This is a genomic window from Candidatus Hodarchaeum mangrovi (assembly GCF_975850365.1).
The window spans coordinates 1-16,958 of the sequence record NZ_CDLCQJ010000008.1; the positions used below are offsets into that span (position 1 = coordinate 1).

The window sequence follows — 16,958 nt, forward strand, 5'->3', positions numbered from 1 at the left end:
GGTTCAGGTGCTCAAACTGTAGATATAGATTTAAATGACCCAATGGTGTTAGCGAGTTTGACAGCTGCTGCTGAGAAAGCTCAAGAACTATTCAAAAGATCTGCTTTAGCTTTCGATCAAGTTCAAGGAAATTTCCTTGCTTCACTGCTTATTGATGCACTCTTCCCTGAAGGAACCACTTATGGTGGTTTAAACATGCAACAACTCCCTTTAATCCTAGATATTTCAGAAATTCTTGCTGATATTTCAAAGGAATTACCTTATCTGTTGCTAGGATTCAACGCTTTTGTTAATGGCTTTAATAAGACTTTTTCTATTTTAGGAGATTCTGATATTGGTGGGGGAACAGGTGGTTCTTTAACCTCTACTTATAATCCCGAATACCAACTAGGTTTAGGTAATCTTTCAACTGCTATCAATTATTTCAATCTCTCACAAGCTGGAGTATTAAGTGCATTAGATACTGCAAGAAGCATATTTAATCAGGTTGTTACTGAAGATGCCGGAACTCTCAGTATGATCGGAGAAATATTAGATGAATTAGGGGTTGGATATGGTGTCATTCTTGAAGTTGCAAATGGTGCTATTTATTTCTTGAATGCAACCTATAAAACTACCTTGGCCATAGGAGACCTTGGTGATAGTGATTTTAAAAGCGCTCATACATGGATGGATGGAGCAGCTGGAGATCTTGGCCTAGCAAACACAACAATGAATGCAATTGACACTTCTGGATTAAATCCTGATTCACCAATTCCTTTCTGGGGTATTGTAGAAATCATTAAAGATATGACTAAACTTCTTACTTGGTTTACATTAGCTGCTGCAAATAGTACACAAGCATATACATATATCAAAGATGTCTTAGTTGAGATTAATGAACTGAATTTCAGTTCAAGCGAAATTCTTACATATGATTTTGGTCCATTATCAACAAATGTATCGATAGCAGATTCAAGTTATCAAGCAGCTGGGGATAATATTGAACAGGCGACTTCTCTTAGTGCTACCTTATCAGAAAAGAATTATGGTGCCATGGCAGATGGTTCCCTTAGTTCTATGCTTGAAGATTTTACATCAATGTTAAGCCAGTTTAGTGGTAACATAACAGCGATAGGATACTTGATAACAGCTCTTGCTGAAACGGTATATTCAGTAGAATCTTTTACTACAGGATTTGCATTATTTAACCAATCATACACTGAAGCACGATTCAATGCAAATATAACAGCAGACAACGAAACTCACGAATATGACTTATTTTTTACTTATTTCGCTTCAGATATACGAGTTAATCAATCAGAAGAGATGATGACCTTTTCTAAAGCAAACGCGTCCAATGCTTGGTCAGCTGTAGGTTCAGCAGAATTTATTTCTAATACAGTGAAAACAAAATGGCAAAGAAACCTTTATTACCCTTCACCTCCAGCAGATCCAGAGCCAAATGCGAATCCAAAATCAATAGCTGGACTTGCACATGGTATCTATATTAGTATTGCAGCATTAAAGGCAGCTGCGAACCTTGTAGAAGCAGGTGGATATGCAAGTTTAATCCAAGATTTTTTTGAATATATGGATTCCATAGATTTAGTAGATATATTCAGTTGAGGATCTTAATTCCCTCTCTTTTTCTTTTTTATAAAGCTAAAAATCGGTATATCGGTCGTAATAAGGGAGTAAAAGGTAGTAAAAATTTCATTTTTGGTGTTAAAAACATTATTTCGATTACTTGATATATAAAAGCGTGTGTGTCTGGTACTACAAATACAAGAGTTTGATGATCATCTTTTAATGTCATCTTCCACCGTTTAGCTACCTTTTTTGCCAAATGACTATTATAATATGAAATTTCTATGTTTAAAGGATGGTCAAATTGAAAAAGCTGAAATTTTGTCCTGTTTTCAACTGTTAATCTAGCCTTTTTTGTGAGTAACTGGTTTTCAATATCTATAATTTTTGTAAAATCCTCATTTGGAATTTTTTTTTGGATCTGCACAGCAATTACCCATGGTAAGCTTTCCTTAACCTGCTTAATTGCTATATTTTCCCCAGAAACAAAACCGATCGGATAAGCGGGTGAAATTTTTTCTGTTATCAACGATGCTGTAAATTCAACCTCAGTAACAGGTTTTCCATTTATTATTACCTTGGAAAACTCAAGGCATTGTGTGTGAGGCTGAAAACCTTCTTCCCCAGAGCGTGCATGAATCCCGACCATAAATGCTAAATCAAAATTTCTTAAGTCTCCAAACCACATTATTGGTTTATGGTATGGACCCCCAATATAATGAACTGTTTTTGGAAGGTTTTTGCGATGAATATTATATCCTTGATTATGAAGATCTCTCACAACAATTTTAGCATTTTTATCAGCAGAATAAATTCCTTTGATCACTGCATTAACATTATTAGTTAAATTTATTTTAGCTTCATACCATTGCTTAGTCCCTGTGGAGCATTGTTGTTGATTATATATTCCAGATGCTCCCTCCAAATCAATCATAAGTAGATAGCGCATTTTTGTATTATTAGTCAACAGGATTTTGCAACCATTTTTCAGCATCTAAAGCTGCTTGACATCCTTGACCAGCTGCTGTAATTGCTTGACGATATCTAAAATCTACAACATCTCCGGCAGCAAAGATTCCGGGTATACTTGTCATAGTATGCTTAATATGCTTTATATAACCATTATTCAATTCGATTTTTCCTTCAAATAATTGTGTTTGAGGGATATGACCAATTGCTATTAATAAACCACCTAAGGGAATTTCATACTCCATATCATTAAAGTTATCTTTTACTAATATACCAGTTAACCGTTCTTCACCCAAAATTCTAGTTACAACTGTATTATAAATTATTTCTATTTTAGAATTTTCAAAAGCTCTTTTCTGAAGAAGTTTATTTGCACGTATTTTCTCTTTGGATCCACGGTATATTATCTTAACATTAGTCGCATATTTTGATAAAAATAAAGCTTCTTCAAATGCAGCATCTCCTGCTCCGATCACTGCAGCTTCTACATCTTTGAAAAAAGGCGCGTCGCAAGTAGCACAATAGGATAAACCTCTTCCACTTAATTTAGCCTCTGAATCTAATCCAAGTCTTTTGGGTTCAGCACCTGTAGCTATAATTACTGACTTGGAATGAAATTGTTGTGTTTCTGTCAATAGAATAAAAGGGTGTTGGTTAAAATTAACATCAAACACATTTTCCTCTATAAATATCGCCCCAAGTCTTTGTGCTTGCAACCTCATACCTGCAATTAAGTTGGGTCCTTGAATGCTATCGGGAAATCCTGGAAAGTTCTCGACTTCTGTGGTCGTCATAAGTTGACCACCTGCTTCCACTCCAGTAATAACGAGTGGATGAAGTTGCGCACGAGCAGCATAAATAGCAGCTGTTAGCCCTGCAGGTCCACTTCCAATTATAATTAACTCCTGATTGGGATTTATGTCTTCCGAAGATGACTTTTTATGTAAGAAAAGTTGCATTGGATTCTGTCTCCAGACTAGAAAATTTTTAGATTATTTTCAACTTTCAACATTTTAAATTCTTTGTCTTGAGGTTAAAGTATCTTAATAGGAGGTTACTTGTTGTGGTTCTACAGAGAGGTATCGAGATATGAGATACGCAGTTAACTCTAAATGGCGAACTCATTTATGCACTGATGTTAATAGCACAAATAATGGGCTAGAAGTTCTTATCGCAGGATGGGTTCAACAAATCCGAGATAAAGGTCGGTTACTCTTTCTTACAATAAGAGATCAATCAGGAATTTGTCAAGTAACTTTAAATCAAAGAAAAACAATGGATGAAATTTGGGATAGGGCTAAATCGCTAACAATCGAATCGGTTGTATCGATAAATGGTAGAATTAAAATAGATGAGCGGTCAATGCTTGGAGCAGAACTCATTCCTATAAATATAAAAATTCATACAATTGCTGAAAGTAAATTTCCAATTGATTTGACTAAGAAAAAAACACAAATGGAAATCGATACTGTATTTAAATTTCGTGAGCTTTCAATCCGCGATCCAGAAATTGTGGCAGTAATGGAAATTAAAAGCATCATAGCAAAAGCAATACGTGATTTCTATGTTAAAAAGGGATTTTTTGAGATATTCACCCCTTATATCCTCGCAGCCTCAACAGAGGGAGGAGCAGAACAATTTAAACTGGATTATTTTGGTCAATCAGCAGTTTTAGCCCAATCATGTCAATTCTATAAACAAGCAGCACTATGTTGTCATGAGAAAGTATTTGGTATCATTCCTTCATGGAGAGCAGAGAAATTTCATACACCAAAACACATCACTGAATTTCACCAAATCGAAACAGAAATTGCATTTGCTACAGAAATCGAATTGATGGAAGTTCAGGAAGATTTGATCATCTCTGTTCTTTCTGATGTAAAAGCACAAGCTTCTTCTCAATTGAAACTGTTAGAAAGAGAACTTCATATTCCAAAAAAACCATTTATTAAACTTTCTTTTTATAAAGCAAAAGAATTACTATCTACATTAGGTATTGAAGAGAATTTTGATGAAGATTTTGGGGCTCCAGCTGAATTTGCACTTTCTCTGCATTTTAAAGAACCATTCTTTATTACAGAGTTTCCCACCGAACTCAGAGGTATGTATTATTCTACAGATCCTGAAAAGCCTTCCATAACAAAATCATTAGATCTTAATGCTCCAGAGGGATTTGGAGAAATGTCCAGTGGTGGACAAAGAGTTGTTAACTACAATATATTGAACCAAAGAATTTTGGAAAAGGGATTTAATCCTGAGAACTTTGAATGGTATCTTCGTATGTTTCGATATGGTATGCCACCTCATGCGGGATTTGGATTAGGTTTTGAACGTCTCATTCGATGGATTACTAAATTAAATCACATCAGAGAGACTAGTATGTTCCCAAGAACTCCAGAAATTTACATTCCCTAGTTTTATCTAAATTTATGAATTCTGAGATGTATAAAAGGAATTAAAATTACCCCATATATAGCCAATGATCTTCTTTTTCTTTTTTTACTTCGATAAAGCAAAAATTCCTTTAATCCGTTTAACTCTATGGAAAATATATTTTCGGAGAAATAATTCTTCATTATCTCTTCAATAGTATTAGTCTTTAGATTTAGGAAATTTCTCCATGTAAAAAGACTCCATTTTATTGCTTCCATTGAAAATTTCAAAGCATTGCTATCAAAAATACATAATATAGCAGCTCCTATTGATAAAAACCAGTTCATGAATAGGGATCTGCTATAATCATATTGTGTTAAATTTGGTATAGAAATCCATTGTTTTATTAAGTCCTCACCAAATAAAATCTGATAATTATTTTTTAATGAGAACCATACGGAGTTTTGAGGAGCTAAAATTGAACTTATAAATCGATTGACACAAAATACTCTATGAAATCGTCTGTACAGGAAATCAGAATAATTACAAACAAATTGATTGGTAAACATACCTGTTGCTCTTTGAATTCCTGAAATTAACCCATCAGCACCATATGAAACCAATAATTGTTTTTCTATTGCTCGTATTTTTCTAATTATTTCATTCTTTATAGTTTTGGAACAAAGATCCTTTACAACGATTATTAAGTCAACATCTGTTGAGAATGATTTCATGGATTTGTTAGATGTCAATGATCCAAATAAAATAAGGGAAACCACGCTATCTTTATATTTTTCAGAAATTAAACTTTGAATTTTCTCTAAATAAGTATGTAGAAGGTCTCTTTTCATTACATTAAATCTTCACTATAGATTCCTTTATTCGTTTCGATTAAATATTATTTAAACAAAAAGACTTCTAATTATAATTTTAAGTACCTAATTTTCGTTTGGGCTTATTTATTTTACATTTACAATAAACATTTATAGGAAAGATAATTATAAATAAAAAGGATCTTTTTTGTTAACTTAGAGAGTACAAAAGGATGAAAATACTGTTCTACGGCATAATAAATAAATATGAGGAGTTCTTTACATCCTTAAATGTTAAAAAGTTTTTGAGAGAATCAAAGTGATTAAAAAAGTTAAAATTTATTCTTATCTAATATTAGTATTGATTTTATTTTATAAAACAGAAAGGTAGAGTGATTTGAAAGTTAAGGAAATTTCTCAACGTTCTGATTACCCTGTTAAAGAATCAATTAGATTGCATTATATTGATTGGTTACGTGTGTTAGCCATACTCGGTGTTTTTCTTTTTCACGCAGTCCACCCCTTTGATTTAGGCGTTTGGCATATTAAAAACAATGATTTAAGTTTGGAACTATCAATTATACTTACATTTTTTGATTTATGGGGAATGCCATTATTTTTCCTACTTTCAGGTGCAGGAAGTTTTTTCGCACTTCGCAAACGTACTGCACGACAATATGTCGAGGAACGGTTTAAACGTCTTATGATTCCCTATATTTTCGGATCCATCATGTTTATGCCAGCCATGCTTTATTTCGAGTGGTTACATAAAACTCAAAAAGGAATTCTTCAGAGTAATTTTCTGGAATTCGTTATTGATCGAAATTGTGGATTCAGTCCTATGTGGTTCGGAGCTTTGGGATATCATCTATGGTTTATAGGATTTTTATTTTCTTTCTCAGTTCTTGCTCTTCCTATTTTTTTTTGGTTGAAAGAAGAAACAGGAAAACGCATCATTTCATGGTTAGCAAAATTATCTGAAAAACATGGTGGAATTATGGTATTTTTTATCCCTCTTTTGTTTATTCAACTCGTTCTCCAACCTTTATTTCCGCTTGAGCATGACTGGGCCGATTTTTGCTTCCAATTTGCTTGTTTCATATTAGGGTATATTTTATTTGCTGATGAACGTTTTATAAAAAGCATTCAGAAGGATAGATTGCTTGTATTCACTATTGCAATTGCTTCTATGGCTACTCTTGTGATAACATCCTTCATTGGTGACCCTTTTACTTGGTCTGAAACACCGAATATTCCTGAGTTTTATTTTATTTGGACTATAGTCACAATTGATGCTTGGAGTTGGATTCTCTCTATTCTTTTCATTGGTATACGTTTCCTAAACTTCAGCAATTCATGGCTCCAATACTCTAAGAAAGCTATAATGCCTTTTTATATGATCCATCAACCAATAATAATTATTATAGCTTTTTTTGTAGTGCAATGGAATACTAATATCTTTATAAAGCTCCCAATAGTTGTATTAGGATCATTTATAACCACGATTACACTTTATGAACTGATTATTAAGCGAATTAGTTTTTTACAACCATTCTTTGGGATGAAAACTAAAAAATCTACTAAATTAAAGATCTAATGAGCTTTCAAGTCTAAAATCTATCGTATTAATAATAATCTACCAATTAAGATATCGATTTTATTAGAAGAGTTTGAGAGAAAAATAAAGAATTGATTCTAAATTTAATTACTCCTGTTCGTAAATTTAAGAAATGACATGAAAAGTAATCATAAAATTAATAATTTTAAAGTATAACCAATATCTTTGAATCAATTCCTGCAAGCAATACAAAAAATTGATAATCAAATACACTGCAGAACTTCAAAAGTAAATGAATTTAATTTATATATTCATAAAGTTTATTACCTCAATAATTAAACAATTAAAGAAAATTTTAACAAATTAAAGGTGTGAAGAGAATGATCAATTATGAAGGTATCACTTTTAAATGGTTAGGACATGATGGATTCTTAATTACAAGTAAAACTGGACAAACAATTTGTATTGACCCATATGAGGTAAAAGGAGATTTCAAACCAGTAAATATCTTAATTAGTACTCATGAACATGGAGATCATTGTTCTCCTGCTGATTTAGCACAATTTACTTCTTCCGATACTATAATATTTGGAATAGAAGCTGCAAAAGACAAACTAGCCCCTCTTAAAAAGAAATCATTAAGGATCGTTAAACCAAACATTAAAGAGAAAATTGACTCAATTGTTCTTGAATTTGTACCAGCATATAATGTAAATAAGTTTAGATCACCAGGAAAACCTTTTCATCCAAAAGAAGACAATAAAGTCGGTGTAATATTAACTATTGACGGAGTCCGTGTTTATCATGCAGGAGACACAGATAAAATTCCTGAGATGAAATATTTTAAGTCCGATGTCGCTTTACTACCAGTTAGCGGTACTTATGTAATGACAGCCAAAGAAGCCATTGAAGCCACTGCAGTTCTTCAACCAAAATTAGTAATTCCAATGCACTTTGGAGCAATTGTTGGAGATAAATCTATGGCAAAAGAATTTAAAGAAGGTGTCTCTTGTGAGGTGATTATACCTTCTCTTTAGCTTTTCTAAAAATCTAAGCCAGTAAAGCCGTTTTTATTAAATTGGAGGAGATTTAATTACATTCTATAATGATTAGAAGGTGATTAAATAAAATAGAATAATTGGTTTTGCTTCAATATGCAATAATTTATATAAATTGATATTAATTGGTTTAATCTACTCCCCTTCGATGCGATGCCAATGACCCAACCAGTGTTAACAGTAAAACATAGGTTGTTTATTAGACTTTTAACCAAAAGAGCTCTATTAATTTCTCTAATTTTCCTTAATCTTTTCTGGGGAGTCGTTGGTCTATTCCATTATCTTCCTCAAACTGAAGGTATCCTGTTTTTATTATGGTTATTTATCCCTGATTGCCCTTTGTATACCTTATTGTTCGCAGGACTCTTAATCAAACCCGAAAAGGTTAAAAATTCTATGCAACCACTAATTTGGGCTGTAGCATTTTCACTTATTAAAATTGGATTAGTAGCTCCTAGTCTCTTTATTGCTTTCCCTGAACATTATCACGCTCCTCCTATCTTAGGGATTAAATTGCCCAATATTTTTCCCCTAGATTATTTTCATCTCATATTATTTCTAGAAGGCCTCTTTCTAGTCATTTTTTTCCTTGAGAGATCTACTCTTAATTTTTCTATTGGTTTTAGCTGGTTAATCATAAATGATATTGCTGATTTTGTTTTCCTTACTTTTCCTAATTACTCTATCACATATACACACATTCAGTTTTTTTTATTAGTTTATATTATTGCAAATCTGTTTATTTTTATAATTGGAAGCATTTTTACCTTTGAGTACCCAAAACTACTGAAAAATTCCCTCAATTCCCGATTAAATTATTATAAAGTCCCCATTGTTTCATCATTTCTAGATGATGATGTATAATTAATAAAAAGAAAAAGATAATTAGCCCTTTATAACTCCAACTGGGCGAACTTGAGCTACTTTTTTTATGACACCAGAGTCATGCATGGCATTTACAACTCTATTAACATCTTTATACGCACCTGGCGCTTCTTCAGCCACCCCAGCAAAACTATGTGCTTTAATAGTTATTCCTTTTTCAGCCAAGCTTTGTACGACAGTCTTTCCCCAATATTTTTTCTTTGCTTGGGTACGTGACATGCTCCGTCCTGCTCCATGACATGAACTCCCAAAAGTTTCTTCCATACCTAATTTTGTACCTGTTAGGATATATGAAGAGGTACCCATTGTCCCACCAATCAATACTGGTTGCCCAACTGACTGATATCGCGGATGAAGTTCAGGGTGACCTGGACCAAAGGCACGTGTAGATCCTTTTCGATGAACTAATACTTTTTTCCCACCATGTTCTTCAAATTTACATGTATTATGCCCTATATCATAAAGCTGATGAATTTCAGCGTTGAACACCTTCTGAAAGGCCTCTCTTACAAGATGTGCAATAACTTGTCGATTTGCTAAAGCGGCATTAATACCAGCATTTACTGCTGATATATATTTCTGGCCTTCTTCACTTGTTATTGGTGCAGAACCTAACTCCTTATCTGGAAGAGGTAAATTATATTTCTTTGATGCTCTCACAAGAAGAGTGGAATAATCTGTTCCTATTTGATGTCCTAAACCCCGTGACCCACAATGCAGGGTCGTTAATACCTGATCTTTGGAGAGACCAAAAGATTTAGCAGCATCTTCATCAAAAATCCTATCTACAATTTGTAATTCTAGATAATGATTACCAGATCCCAAGGTACCAATTTGATCATATTGGCGTCTTTTTGCTTTATCACTAACATTTGCAGGATTTGCTCCTTTAACTACCCCTTTCTGTTCTGAAAACAAGAGATCTTCTTCATTCCCATAACCCAATTCCACCACATATGGAGCTCCACCTATTAATAATTCATCAACCTGTGCCATTGTTAATTTAACTTTTCCAGGTTTTCCCAATCCTGCAGGTACAGTCCTAAAAAGTTCATTGATTAATTCTTCCTTTTTAACATTTAGATCATTAATAGTGAGGTCTGTGACCATAGTTCTGACTCCACAGTTGATATCATATCCAACACCAGCCATACTAACAACACCCTCCTCTGCATCAAATGCAGCAACACCACCGATGGGAAATCCATATCCAGGATGGACATCACTCATTGCTAGCATACCTTTCTGAATCCCTGGTAGTGAAGCTACATTTATCATTTGTCGTGTCGCGCTCCTATCCCGTTGATAGTCTGCCCTTAATTCATCTATAATGACACTATCTCCATATATAAAAGCAGGTACTCTCATATTACCTCTTTGGGGTATTGTCCAGAGATTTTTTCTTCCTTTAACTTCTTTAATAAAATCTTCTTGTTTTTCCATTAAACATCCACCACACATTGTGCTATCCATTTATTATTTAATTCTTTAACTTCAAGCTGAGTCCATGTTGCAGCTTTTACTTCAAGTTTTAGTTTATGTTTCTTTAGATCGATTTTTTCACCTAAAATTTCAGCATTTAAATTTGTCTCTTCTATTTTAAAAATGCGAAATTTTGAATACATTTTATTCCCCACATCTTTGAGATAAAGCAACTCACTTAACCATGCCATAAGAAGTTCTTCATAATCTAATCCTTTTACAGTAACTCTTTCTATTTCTTTCTCTTCAACTTCTTGAATTTCGACCATAATTGCAAATAAAGCTATTGCAACCTGTTCAAAGGCTTCTTTAATATTTTCTCCTATCCCGCGTATTCCAATATCAGCACGATGTTCAAAATATTCATAAGACATCATTTATTGCCTCAATACATCTTAATTAACCTTTAATTAGGTTAGATATTCTAATGTTTTTTATAATCAAGGCATATATAGATAGTTAAATTTTTTTATCCATGAAATCTTAAAACTAGGGATTCCCAATCCCAATCATATAATCTAATAAAAAAAAGATATTACCGACGTTTTCGTCGGTAAATGTCAATGATAATAAATGTTGGGATCGCAAAGAAAATGGTAGTAAACTCAAATCCAGGTATGATTCCAGTACCATCACTAGTAGCACCTTCACCACCAGTTACAACATAAGCTGGATCATGTACAATTCGAAGGCCATCCCATTTAGGGTAAGAAACCGAATAAAGGAAAGTTTTTCGGTCTGTTGTTCCTCTGAATACACGAATCATATCTGCTTGACTTGAAATATGCCCATAGGTTAGCTCAATTAGGTTCATAGGAATTAATTGCCCAACTGCATTTACTTCAATTTGAGATACATCCCAAAAATAAGGGATGTCATCCAATCGAATTTCACCAAATAGTTCCTCTGAATCAACAAATCGAAAACGTGAAACTTTTGTAGCATTTGCATTTTCATCAGAGATTATACTGTCATTTTCAACTCTCCATTGAAAGAATCTCTCTTTTTTTGCATCGACAACAGTAGAGGCCATAAGCTGGTTGAGGCCTAATCCTTGCAGTTCAGAAGCTGAATCCCATTCACCTATAACATAGTCAAATTTAAGTGAAATGCTTCCTTCATCGTTATTTACACTGAAATGGAAGAGTGTGGAAACTTCATCAATTGTATGTAGCTCTGAACTCTGATTAAGAAGAGATAAATCCTGGTTTGCTGATAGTGGTTGCAAAATGCCTTTAACATCTGTATAATTTGACCCAAATTCCAAAATATTATTTGTAGTTACTGGGCGGGAATAAATTCTTTCCCCTATATCCTTCATATCAAATCTAAACTTAGCTTCGTCTCCAATCGTTGGATATGCAACATTATATGGTCCAATGGTAGCATTTTGAACTCCTATATCCATCATCCCATTGTTATTTGTATCATTATAGACTAATGTGCCTACTAAATGATGTTCGATATATTTGTAGTCGTATTCTTGGACTAAAAGATTAGATCCTACTTTCTGAAGTGTTAATTCATCAATTCGCAATTGGGAAATCTCAAAACTATTTCTTTCAATGACTCTTGGATTAACTAATGGATAATTAAACAGGGCATAATCAGGAGCGAGTAAAGATTGTAGTACATTAATTCCTCGAATATTAAATAAGAATTTTAATTCTTGGGTTAACCATTTATTACTGGTCAGGCGTTTAATAAATCCCTTAAGTAAAGAAGCATCTGATCCATCTTCGAATTGCCATTGATTAATCACTTCCAAGCTTCCAGAAACTTTATCACGAACCAAGGAAAGATAAATATTACTAAGAATTTCATCTCCTGTAAAAAGTTGTGTACTAATCGATTCATTATTCTTTATTTTTGCAATACCTTGGATTACACTTGTATCCTTATCGTAAAATATGGTTACTGCCTTTCGATCATGAACTGCTTCCACTAGGATGTTAGAGTCAATTTTGTCATAAATATTTATACTCTGATGAACCAATAATTCTGCTCTTAGAGTATTTAGGTAAGTTAATACGGTTGGATCCGTCTTAACATCGTTTTCCAATCGAGCGATTGTGGTATTTAAGCCATAAATCAAAGGTCTTAAATCTAACGTAATATTTCGTTCCCTTACTCCAATCACTGGATAAGAGTAGCTTCCTACGCTATTATAAACACCATAATATACATTATCAGGTGTAAAATTAGCACTTTGCATATTAGCAACTAGCCAGAGTAAAGCTTTATGCATCTGCATCATTTGAGTTCCTTGGGGGCGAGCTATTTGTATTGGAGTAATAGCTTCCATATCTGCGGTAGATTGAGTCCAAGTCATTCCTAGCAAGACACTTATTGTAAAAATAAATAAAAGTCCTTTTTTAATTGATTTTTTTATCATAAATTATACCTCTTTATTTTTCACTCATTTTAATTTATTAGGAATTAGATTGTGATAAATATTTACTAATTATACTTCAAAAAGGAAATCTTATATGAATGTTGAACTTCTTGAAAATGCCTTTTTTGACAGAATCACTAGTTTAAATGATTTGTTGTGTTATTTTAATTCTTTATATTACCGAGTTATATAAATAATTTTTGTTAAAGTATCCATAACCGTTTTTAATCTAAATTTAGGGCAGAAAGGAGATACAATTCAATAAAATTACTTTTCAATAATCCTTGAACCTTTTTACAATTTATAAACTAGTATAAAGGAAACTCAAAAAACTAAAGCTATAAAGGGTAATAAACACTGGTATCATTGCTTTTTCAAAATTAACTCTTTTGATGACTTGAAGGAGTTGAATTAAAAATATAGCACTTAGTAATTGTAAAAAAAACATTAGAGCGATTGATATAGAGCTATTTGAAATGAAATTTGTAAGAAATGAAATCCTTTCACTCAGAATTACTAAAGATGGATATATAAAGAGAGGAGACATTGCTAGAGGTAAACCAAGTAAAAGATCAATCGTAAAACCTTTTATAGGGGTAAATAATCTTATTAAAAATTCTAAGAATAACCAAACTATAACTAACGAAAGGGAGAACTCAATAAAACAGGCTATAATCCCAAAATGTAAATCTCCATCTAAATAAAAGGGAATAATTCCTAATTGAGCTGTATCTAGGAGAATGATTTGGATTAATACTGTTATAACCATTAATCCTACAAATTTTCGATTAAATGAAAGTCTTCTAATGAATTCTCCAAAAAAAGTCGTTTTGAATCGTATAGGGTAAGTTTCTTCTTTGGAAATGTCCACAGGTAAAGGTTTAGCATCTATTGATCCAGCAATTTGACTGGATTTTATCATTTCTAATGCAAAAGTCCCTAAAGGAGTTAAGTAAAATCTTTTTTCTTCATCTTGAGCAACTAATAGCGTTAGTTTCTTAATATGAAAATAAAAAGATCCAGGTTTTATCTGTAACCATTCAACTAGTTCTGTATAATGGATAGGACGATGAAAAGCTCCTAAATAATTTATTATATCATACCTGATCGCATGTCCAAGTGCAGCATAGATCTCAGGGAGATTCTTGCTTTCAGAATTGGTAGGTGCTTCTTCGGACATTGATCTCTCTCAATTTTTCCTGCTTATCGACGAAATACTTGACGAATTATTATCAAGATACCAAGCACAAAACCAGATGACAACATTAAAATACTGCTTGGCTGAAGCAAGGATCGATTGGGAGGGGCAAAAATTGTAATTAAAGGATTAATTTCTTCAACAGAAAGTTCAGGATCATAAAATATGTCCAAACCTTGAGGAAAAATGAATCCAGCTCTTATAAAAATTGCAGATACTGTATTATTTGACTGAGGTCTAATTCTAGCTTGAATTTCCCCAGTTTCTAATAGCTGAAATCTCATTTGTAAACTATTATTATCAACTACTGTATCTTGAACCCAAGAAAATTGTAGAAACTCCCTAAAGGTGCTTCTCAAAGAAAATTTGGATCCTGAGAATAAATAATCAGAATAGTCTACAGTTTGGTTCTTATTATGATCTAGGTTGATATCCTCAACTATTCCCGTACGAGTAGCATTAAATTGTAGCCTGCTAAGAAGATTTGTCTGTTTAAGTGCTTGCCTTGTAATTGTCATTCCAGCTAATGCTTTAAATGATGTCAGAATTTCCTCATTGGAAAAAGCTCTTAGTTCTAAAAATAATTTGGAGCGAGGAAAGAGAAAATCCCAACCATTTATATTACATGAAAACTTTAATCGAGGGGTTAATTTAATAGCATTAATAACTTTATTCTGGAAATCACAAGTTATTTGAACTTCTCTGTCCTTAGGTTGGATTTTAATGTTAGGAATCTCGTTAATTTTTACGTTTTCCAATATTACTTCCAAATTAAAAGAGAATGAAAGTTCCTCTAGTTTATCTGGATAGGGGATCTGAGAGATTCGTTCATAGTCAACATTTGATGCTTTCAATTCTAATTGATATACCAATTGGTTCTCTTCAGATACAGATTGGGAAGTTTGAACATTAAATATTACTTGGGATAGATCTATACGCCGTTGAAGAACTGTTTCATTAAATCTGTCAAAGATACCATTCTCATTTTTATCCTCAAATTCAACTAAATTTAAAATTTGAATTGCGAAAGTGTTACGTGTTTGCAAGATTGTTCGATCGTATAATGTTCCTTGTCTGGTAAAAATTTCTACACTTGCTAATTTTTGAGAAAAATCTGTCACAAGATACAATGGTGCTGGATTTTCATTGTTTCTATATAAGATACCTATCATACTAGACTCTGTGATAGCTTGAATTGAGTTCATACCACCATGCCATGGAACACTGGTTTGAACAATCCTAATAGGTTTCTCTGTTGTGTCTGTTTGACTAGAAATGTGATCAAGGGGATTTATAAGAATGGTAAAAGTGAATAGAATCAGAACTAACGCAAAAAAATCCTTTGAAAATAAAATAAGCCTTTTTTGCATTAGTTCATCTCTCGATTAAAGCTAGCATTAACTACTTTAATAGAAATTGTTACATGATTCTTGAAGTTTTCGGTAACTCATTAAAAACTGATATAAAGTTATAAAATTCTGCTAAATCCATTTAGGAGCTTTAATTATGAATCAAACAGATGATAAACTAGAAAAATTAAAATATTTGGCGAAACCATTTTTCTATGGAGGTTCAAATAATATCGGTGTTCTCTTGATTCATGGTTTAACAGCATCTCCATCAGAAATGCTTCCTCTCGGAAAATTTTTACATAAAAAAGGATTTACTACTCATGGAGTGTGTCTTGCAGGACACGGTACTAAATATACTGATTTACCTAAATATTCGTGGAGAGACTGGTTTCAGTCTGTAGAGGAGGGATTTGACACCGTTAAAGAACATTGCCCACAAGTTGTACCTATTGGGATATCCACAGGAGCTCTTCTTGCACTAGAATTAACTACCAAGAAATCTAATGAAATAATTCCTAAATTAGTTTTACTCGCTCCCGCTTTCGATCTAAAATCAAAATTAACCAAACTTACACGATTTCTAAAATATATTAGGAAATATCACTATAAAGGTAATCGTGTCTTACAATATTATAAAGATCATAATCTATATGCCTATTATTATTATCCAACGCTTAGCGTTTTCGAATTTCAAAAATTATCCCAGTATATTAAGAAAAAACCAATGAACATTTCTATTCCAACTCTAATAGCTTATGGAGCATTGGATAATACAATATCAATTCCAGCTCTTAATCAAGCAATAGAACAGAAATTTATTGAAAGAAACTTAATAATTAAAGAAATTTTCAGAAATTCAGCACACAATTTTACAACAGAGCCAGATGCACCTCAACTATTCAATAGAATTTATGAATTTCTAATTGGTTAGTTAAAGCATTACGTAAAATGACAGAAATTATAATACTCAAACCTCCCCTTATTTTATTAATAGTTATGACCAAAATTATATTAAAAGGAATTTTATAAAATTTCTTATACACTTAGTACTTCCTGCAATTGGGGAAATTGTTTTTTTAATTCATTTTTAATCCCAGATGAGAGAGTCATTTGCGAATAAGGACACCCTGCGCAACTCCCCATTAATTTCACTTTCAAAATTCCATGATCTACATCGTAATCCACAAATTCAACATCTCCTCCATCTCTCTGTAGATAGGGGCGAAGTTTTTCTAATGATTGGGCAATATCTTCTTTAATTGACATTTAATAGTAATCTCCTTAATTAAAAATACTAATTTGTTTGT

General features: G+C 32.7%; 15 protein-coding genes. 6 read left to right on the plus strand and 9 right to left on the minus strand.

Annotated elements, in window-relative coordinates; translation table 11 throughout:
• A partial coding sequence (locus ACWVCY_RS01065; protein ID WP_455139599.1) for a hypothetical protein occupies positions 1-1,608 on the plus strand: 1,608 nt, incomplete at its 5' end.
• 28 nt (positions 1,609-1,636) lie between these two features.
• Here ACWVCY_RS01065 and ACWVCY_RS01070 read toward each other — a convergent pair.
• Together ACWVCY_RS01070 and trxB are read right to left on the minus strand one after the other, a co-directional pair.
• A complete protein-coding gene (locus ACWVCY_RS01070) occupies positions 1,637-2,536 on the minus strand; it encodes a M55 family metallopeptidase (protein ID WP_455139601.1) in 900 nt (299 codons plus the stop codon).
• Positions 2,529-3,497, minus strand: a complete 969-nt coding sequence (trxB, locus tag ACWVCY_RS01075; protein WP_455139603.1) for a thioredoxin-disulfide reductase — start codon at positions 3,495-3,497, stop codon at positions 2,529-2,531. Before trxB ends, ACWVCY_RS01070 begins: the two co-directional genes overlap by 8 nt.
• A gap of 130 nt (positions 3,498-3,627) precedes the next feature.
• Between trxB and aspS the strand changes: the two genes are divergently transcribed.
• Positions 3,628-4,953, plus strand: coding sequence for an aspartate--tRNA(Asn) ligase (gene aspS / locus ACWVCY_RS01080; protein WP_455139605.1), 1,326 nt, complete (start codon positions 3,628-3,630; stop codon positions 4,951-4,953).
• 2 nt (positions 4,954-4,955) lie between these two features.
• Here the strand turns inward: aspS and ACWVCY_RS01085 are convergent, their stop codons facing one another.
• Entirely contained in the window at positions 4,956-5,762 is an 807-nt protein-coding gene (locus tag ACWVCY_RS01085; RefSeq protein WP_455139607.1) for a hypothetical protein, read from the minus strand.
• A gap of 358 nt (positions 5,763-6,120) precedes the next feature.
• On the opposite strand from ACWVCY_RS01085, the gene ACWVCY_RS01090 reads away from it, so the two are divergent.
• The 3 genes from ACWVCY_RS01090 (at position 6,121) to ACWVCY_RS01100 (ending at position 9,203) form a co-directional block, all read left to right on the plus strand.
• On the plus strand, positions 6,121-7,320 hold the full coding sequence (locus ACWVCY_RS01090) for an acyltransferase family protein (RefSeq protein ID WP_455139609.1): 1,200 nt from the start codon (positions 6,121-6,123) through the stop codon (positions 7,318-7,320).
• 341 nt (positions 7,321-7,661) lie between these two features.
• A complete protein-coding gene (locus ACWVCY_RS01095) occupies positions 7,662-8,318 on the plus strand; it encodes an MBL fold metallo-hydrolase (RefSeq protein WP_455139611.1) in 657 nt (218 codons plus the stop codon).
• A 180-nt stretch (positions 8,319-8,498) separates the two neighbouring features.
• Positions 8,499-9,203, plus strand: a complete 705-nt coding sequence (locus tag ACWVCY_RS01100; protein ID WP_455139613.1) for a DUF1405 domain-containing protein — start codon at positions 8,499-8,501, stop codon at positions 9,201-9,203.
• A gap of 21 nt (positions 9,204-9,224) precedes the next feature.
• On the opposite strand, the gene ACWVCY_RS01105 is transcribed toward ACWVCY_RS01100, so the two are convergent.
• From ACWVCY_RS01105 to ACWVCY_RS01125, 5 genes are all read right to left on the minus strand, one after another.
• Positions 9,225-10,667, minus strand: coding sequence for an RtcB family protein (locus ACWVCY_RS01105; RefSeq protein ID WP_455139615.1), 1,443 nt, complete (start codon positions 10,665-10,667; stop codon positions 9,225-9,227).
• Positions 10,667-11,083, minus strand: a complete 417-nt coding sequence (locus tag ACWVCY_RS01110) for an archease (protein WP_455139617.1) — start codon at positions 11,081-11,083, stop codon at positions 10,667-10,669. Before ACWVCY_RS01110 ends, ACWVCY_RS01105 begins: the two co-directional genes overlap by 1 nt.
• Positions 11,084-11,241: 158 nt before the next feature.
• Positions 11,242-13,101, minus strand: a complete 1,860-nt coding sequence (locus ACWVCY_RS01115) for a hypothetical protein (RefSeq protein WP_455139619.1) — start codon at positions 13,099-13,101, stop codon at positions 11,242-11,244.
• Positions 13,102-13,402: 301 nt separating this feature from the next.
• Positions 13,403-14,281, minus strand: a complete 879-nt coding sequence (locus ACWVCY_RS01120) for a hypothetical protein (protein ID WP_455139621.1) — start codon at positions 14,279-14,281, stop codon at positions 13,403-13,405.
• Positions 14,282-14,304: 23 nt separating this feature from the next.
• On the minus strand, positions 14,305-15,669 hold the full coding sequence (locus ACWVCY_RS01125; RefSeq protein WP_455139623.1) for a hypothetical protein: 1,365 nt from the start codon (positions 15,667-15,669) through the stop codon (positions 14,305-14,307).
• A 136-nt stretch (positions 15,670-15,805) separates the two neighbouring features.
• Here ACWVCY_RS01125 and ACWVCY_RS01130 point away from each other — a divergent pair, with 136 nt between their 5' ends.
• Positions 15,806-16,582 (plus strand): alpha/beta hydrolase, encoded by a 777-nt coding sequence (locus tag ACWVCY_RS01130; protein WP_455139625.1) that lies wholly within the window; start codon positions 15,806-15,808, stop codon positions 16,580-16,582.
• A gap of 104 nt (positions 16,583-16,686) precedes the next feature.
• Here the strand turns inward: ACWVCY_RS01130 and ACWVCY_RS01135 are convergent, their stop codons facing one another.
• Positions 16,687-16,917 (minus strand): NifU family protein, encoded by a 231-nt coding sequence (locus ACWVCY_RS01135; protein WP_455139627.1) that lies wholly within the window; start codon positions 16,915-16,917, stop codon positions 16,687-16,689.
• Between the last annotated feature and the right edge of the window lie 41 nt (positions 16,918-16,958).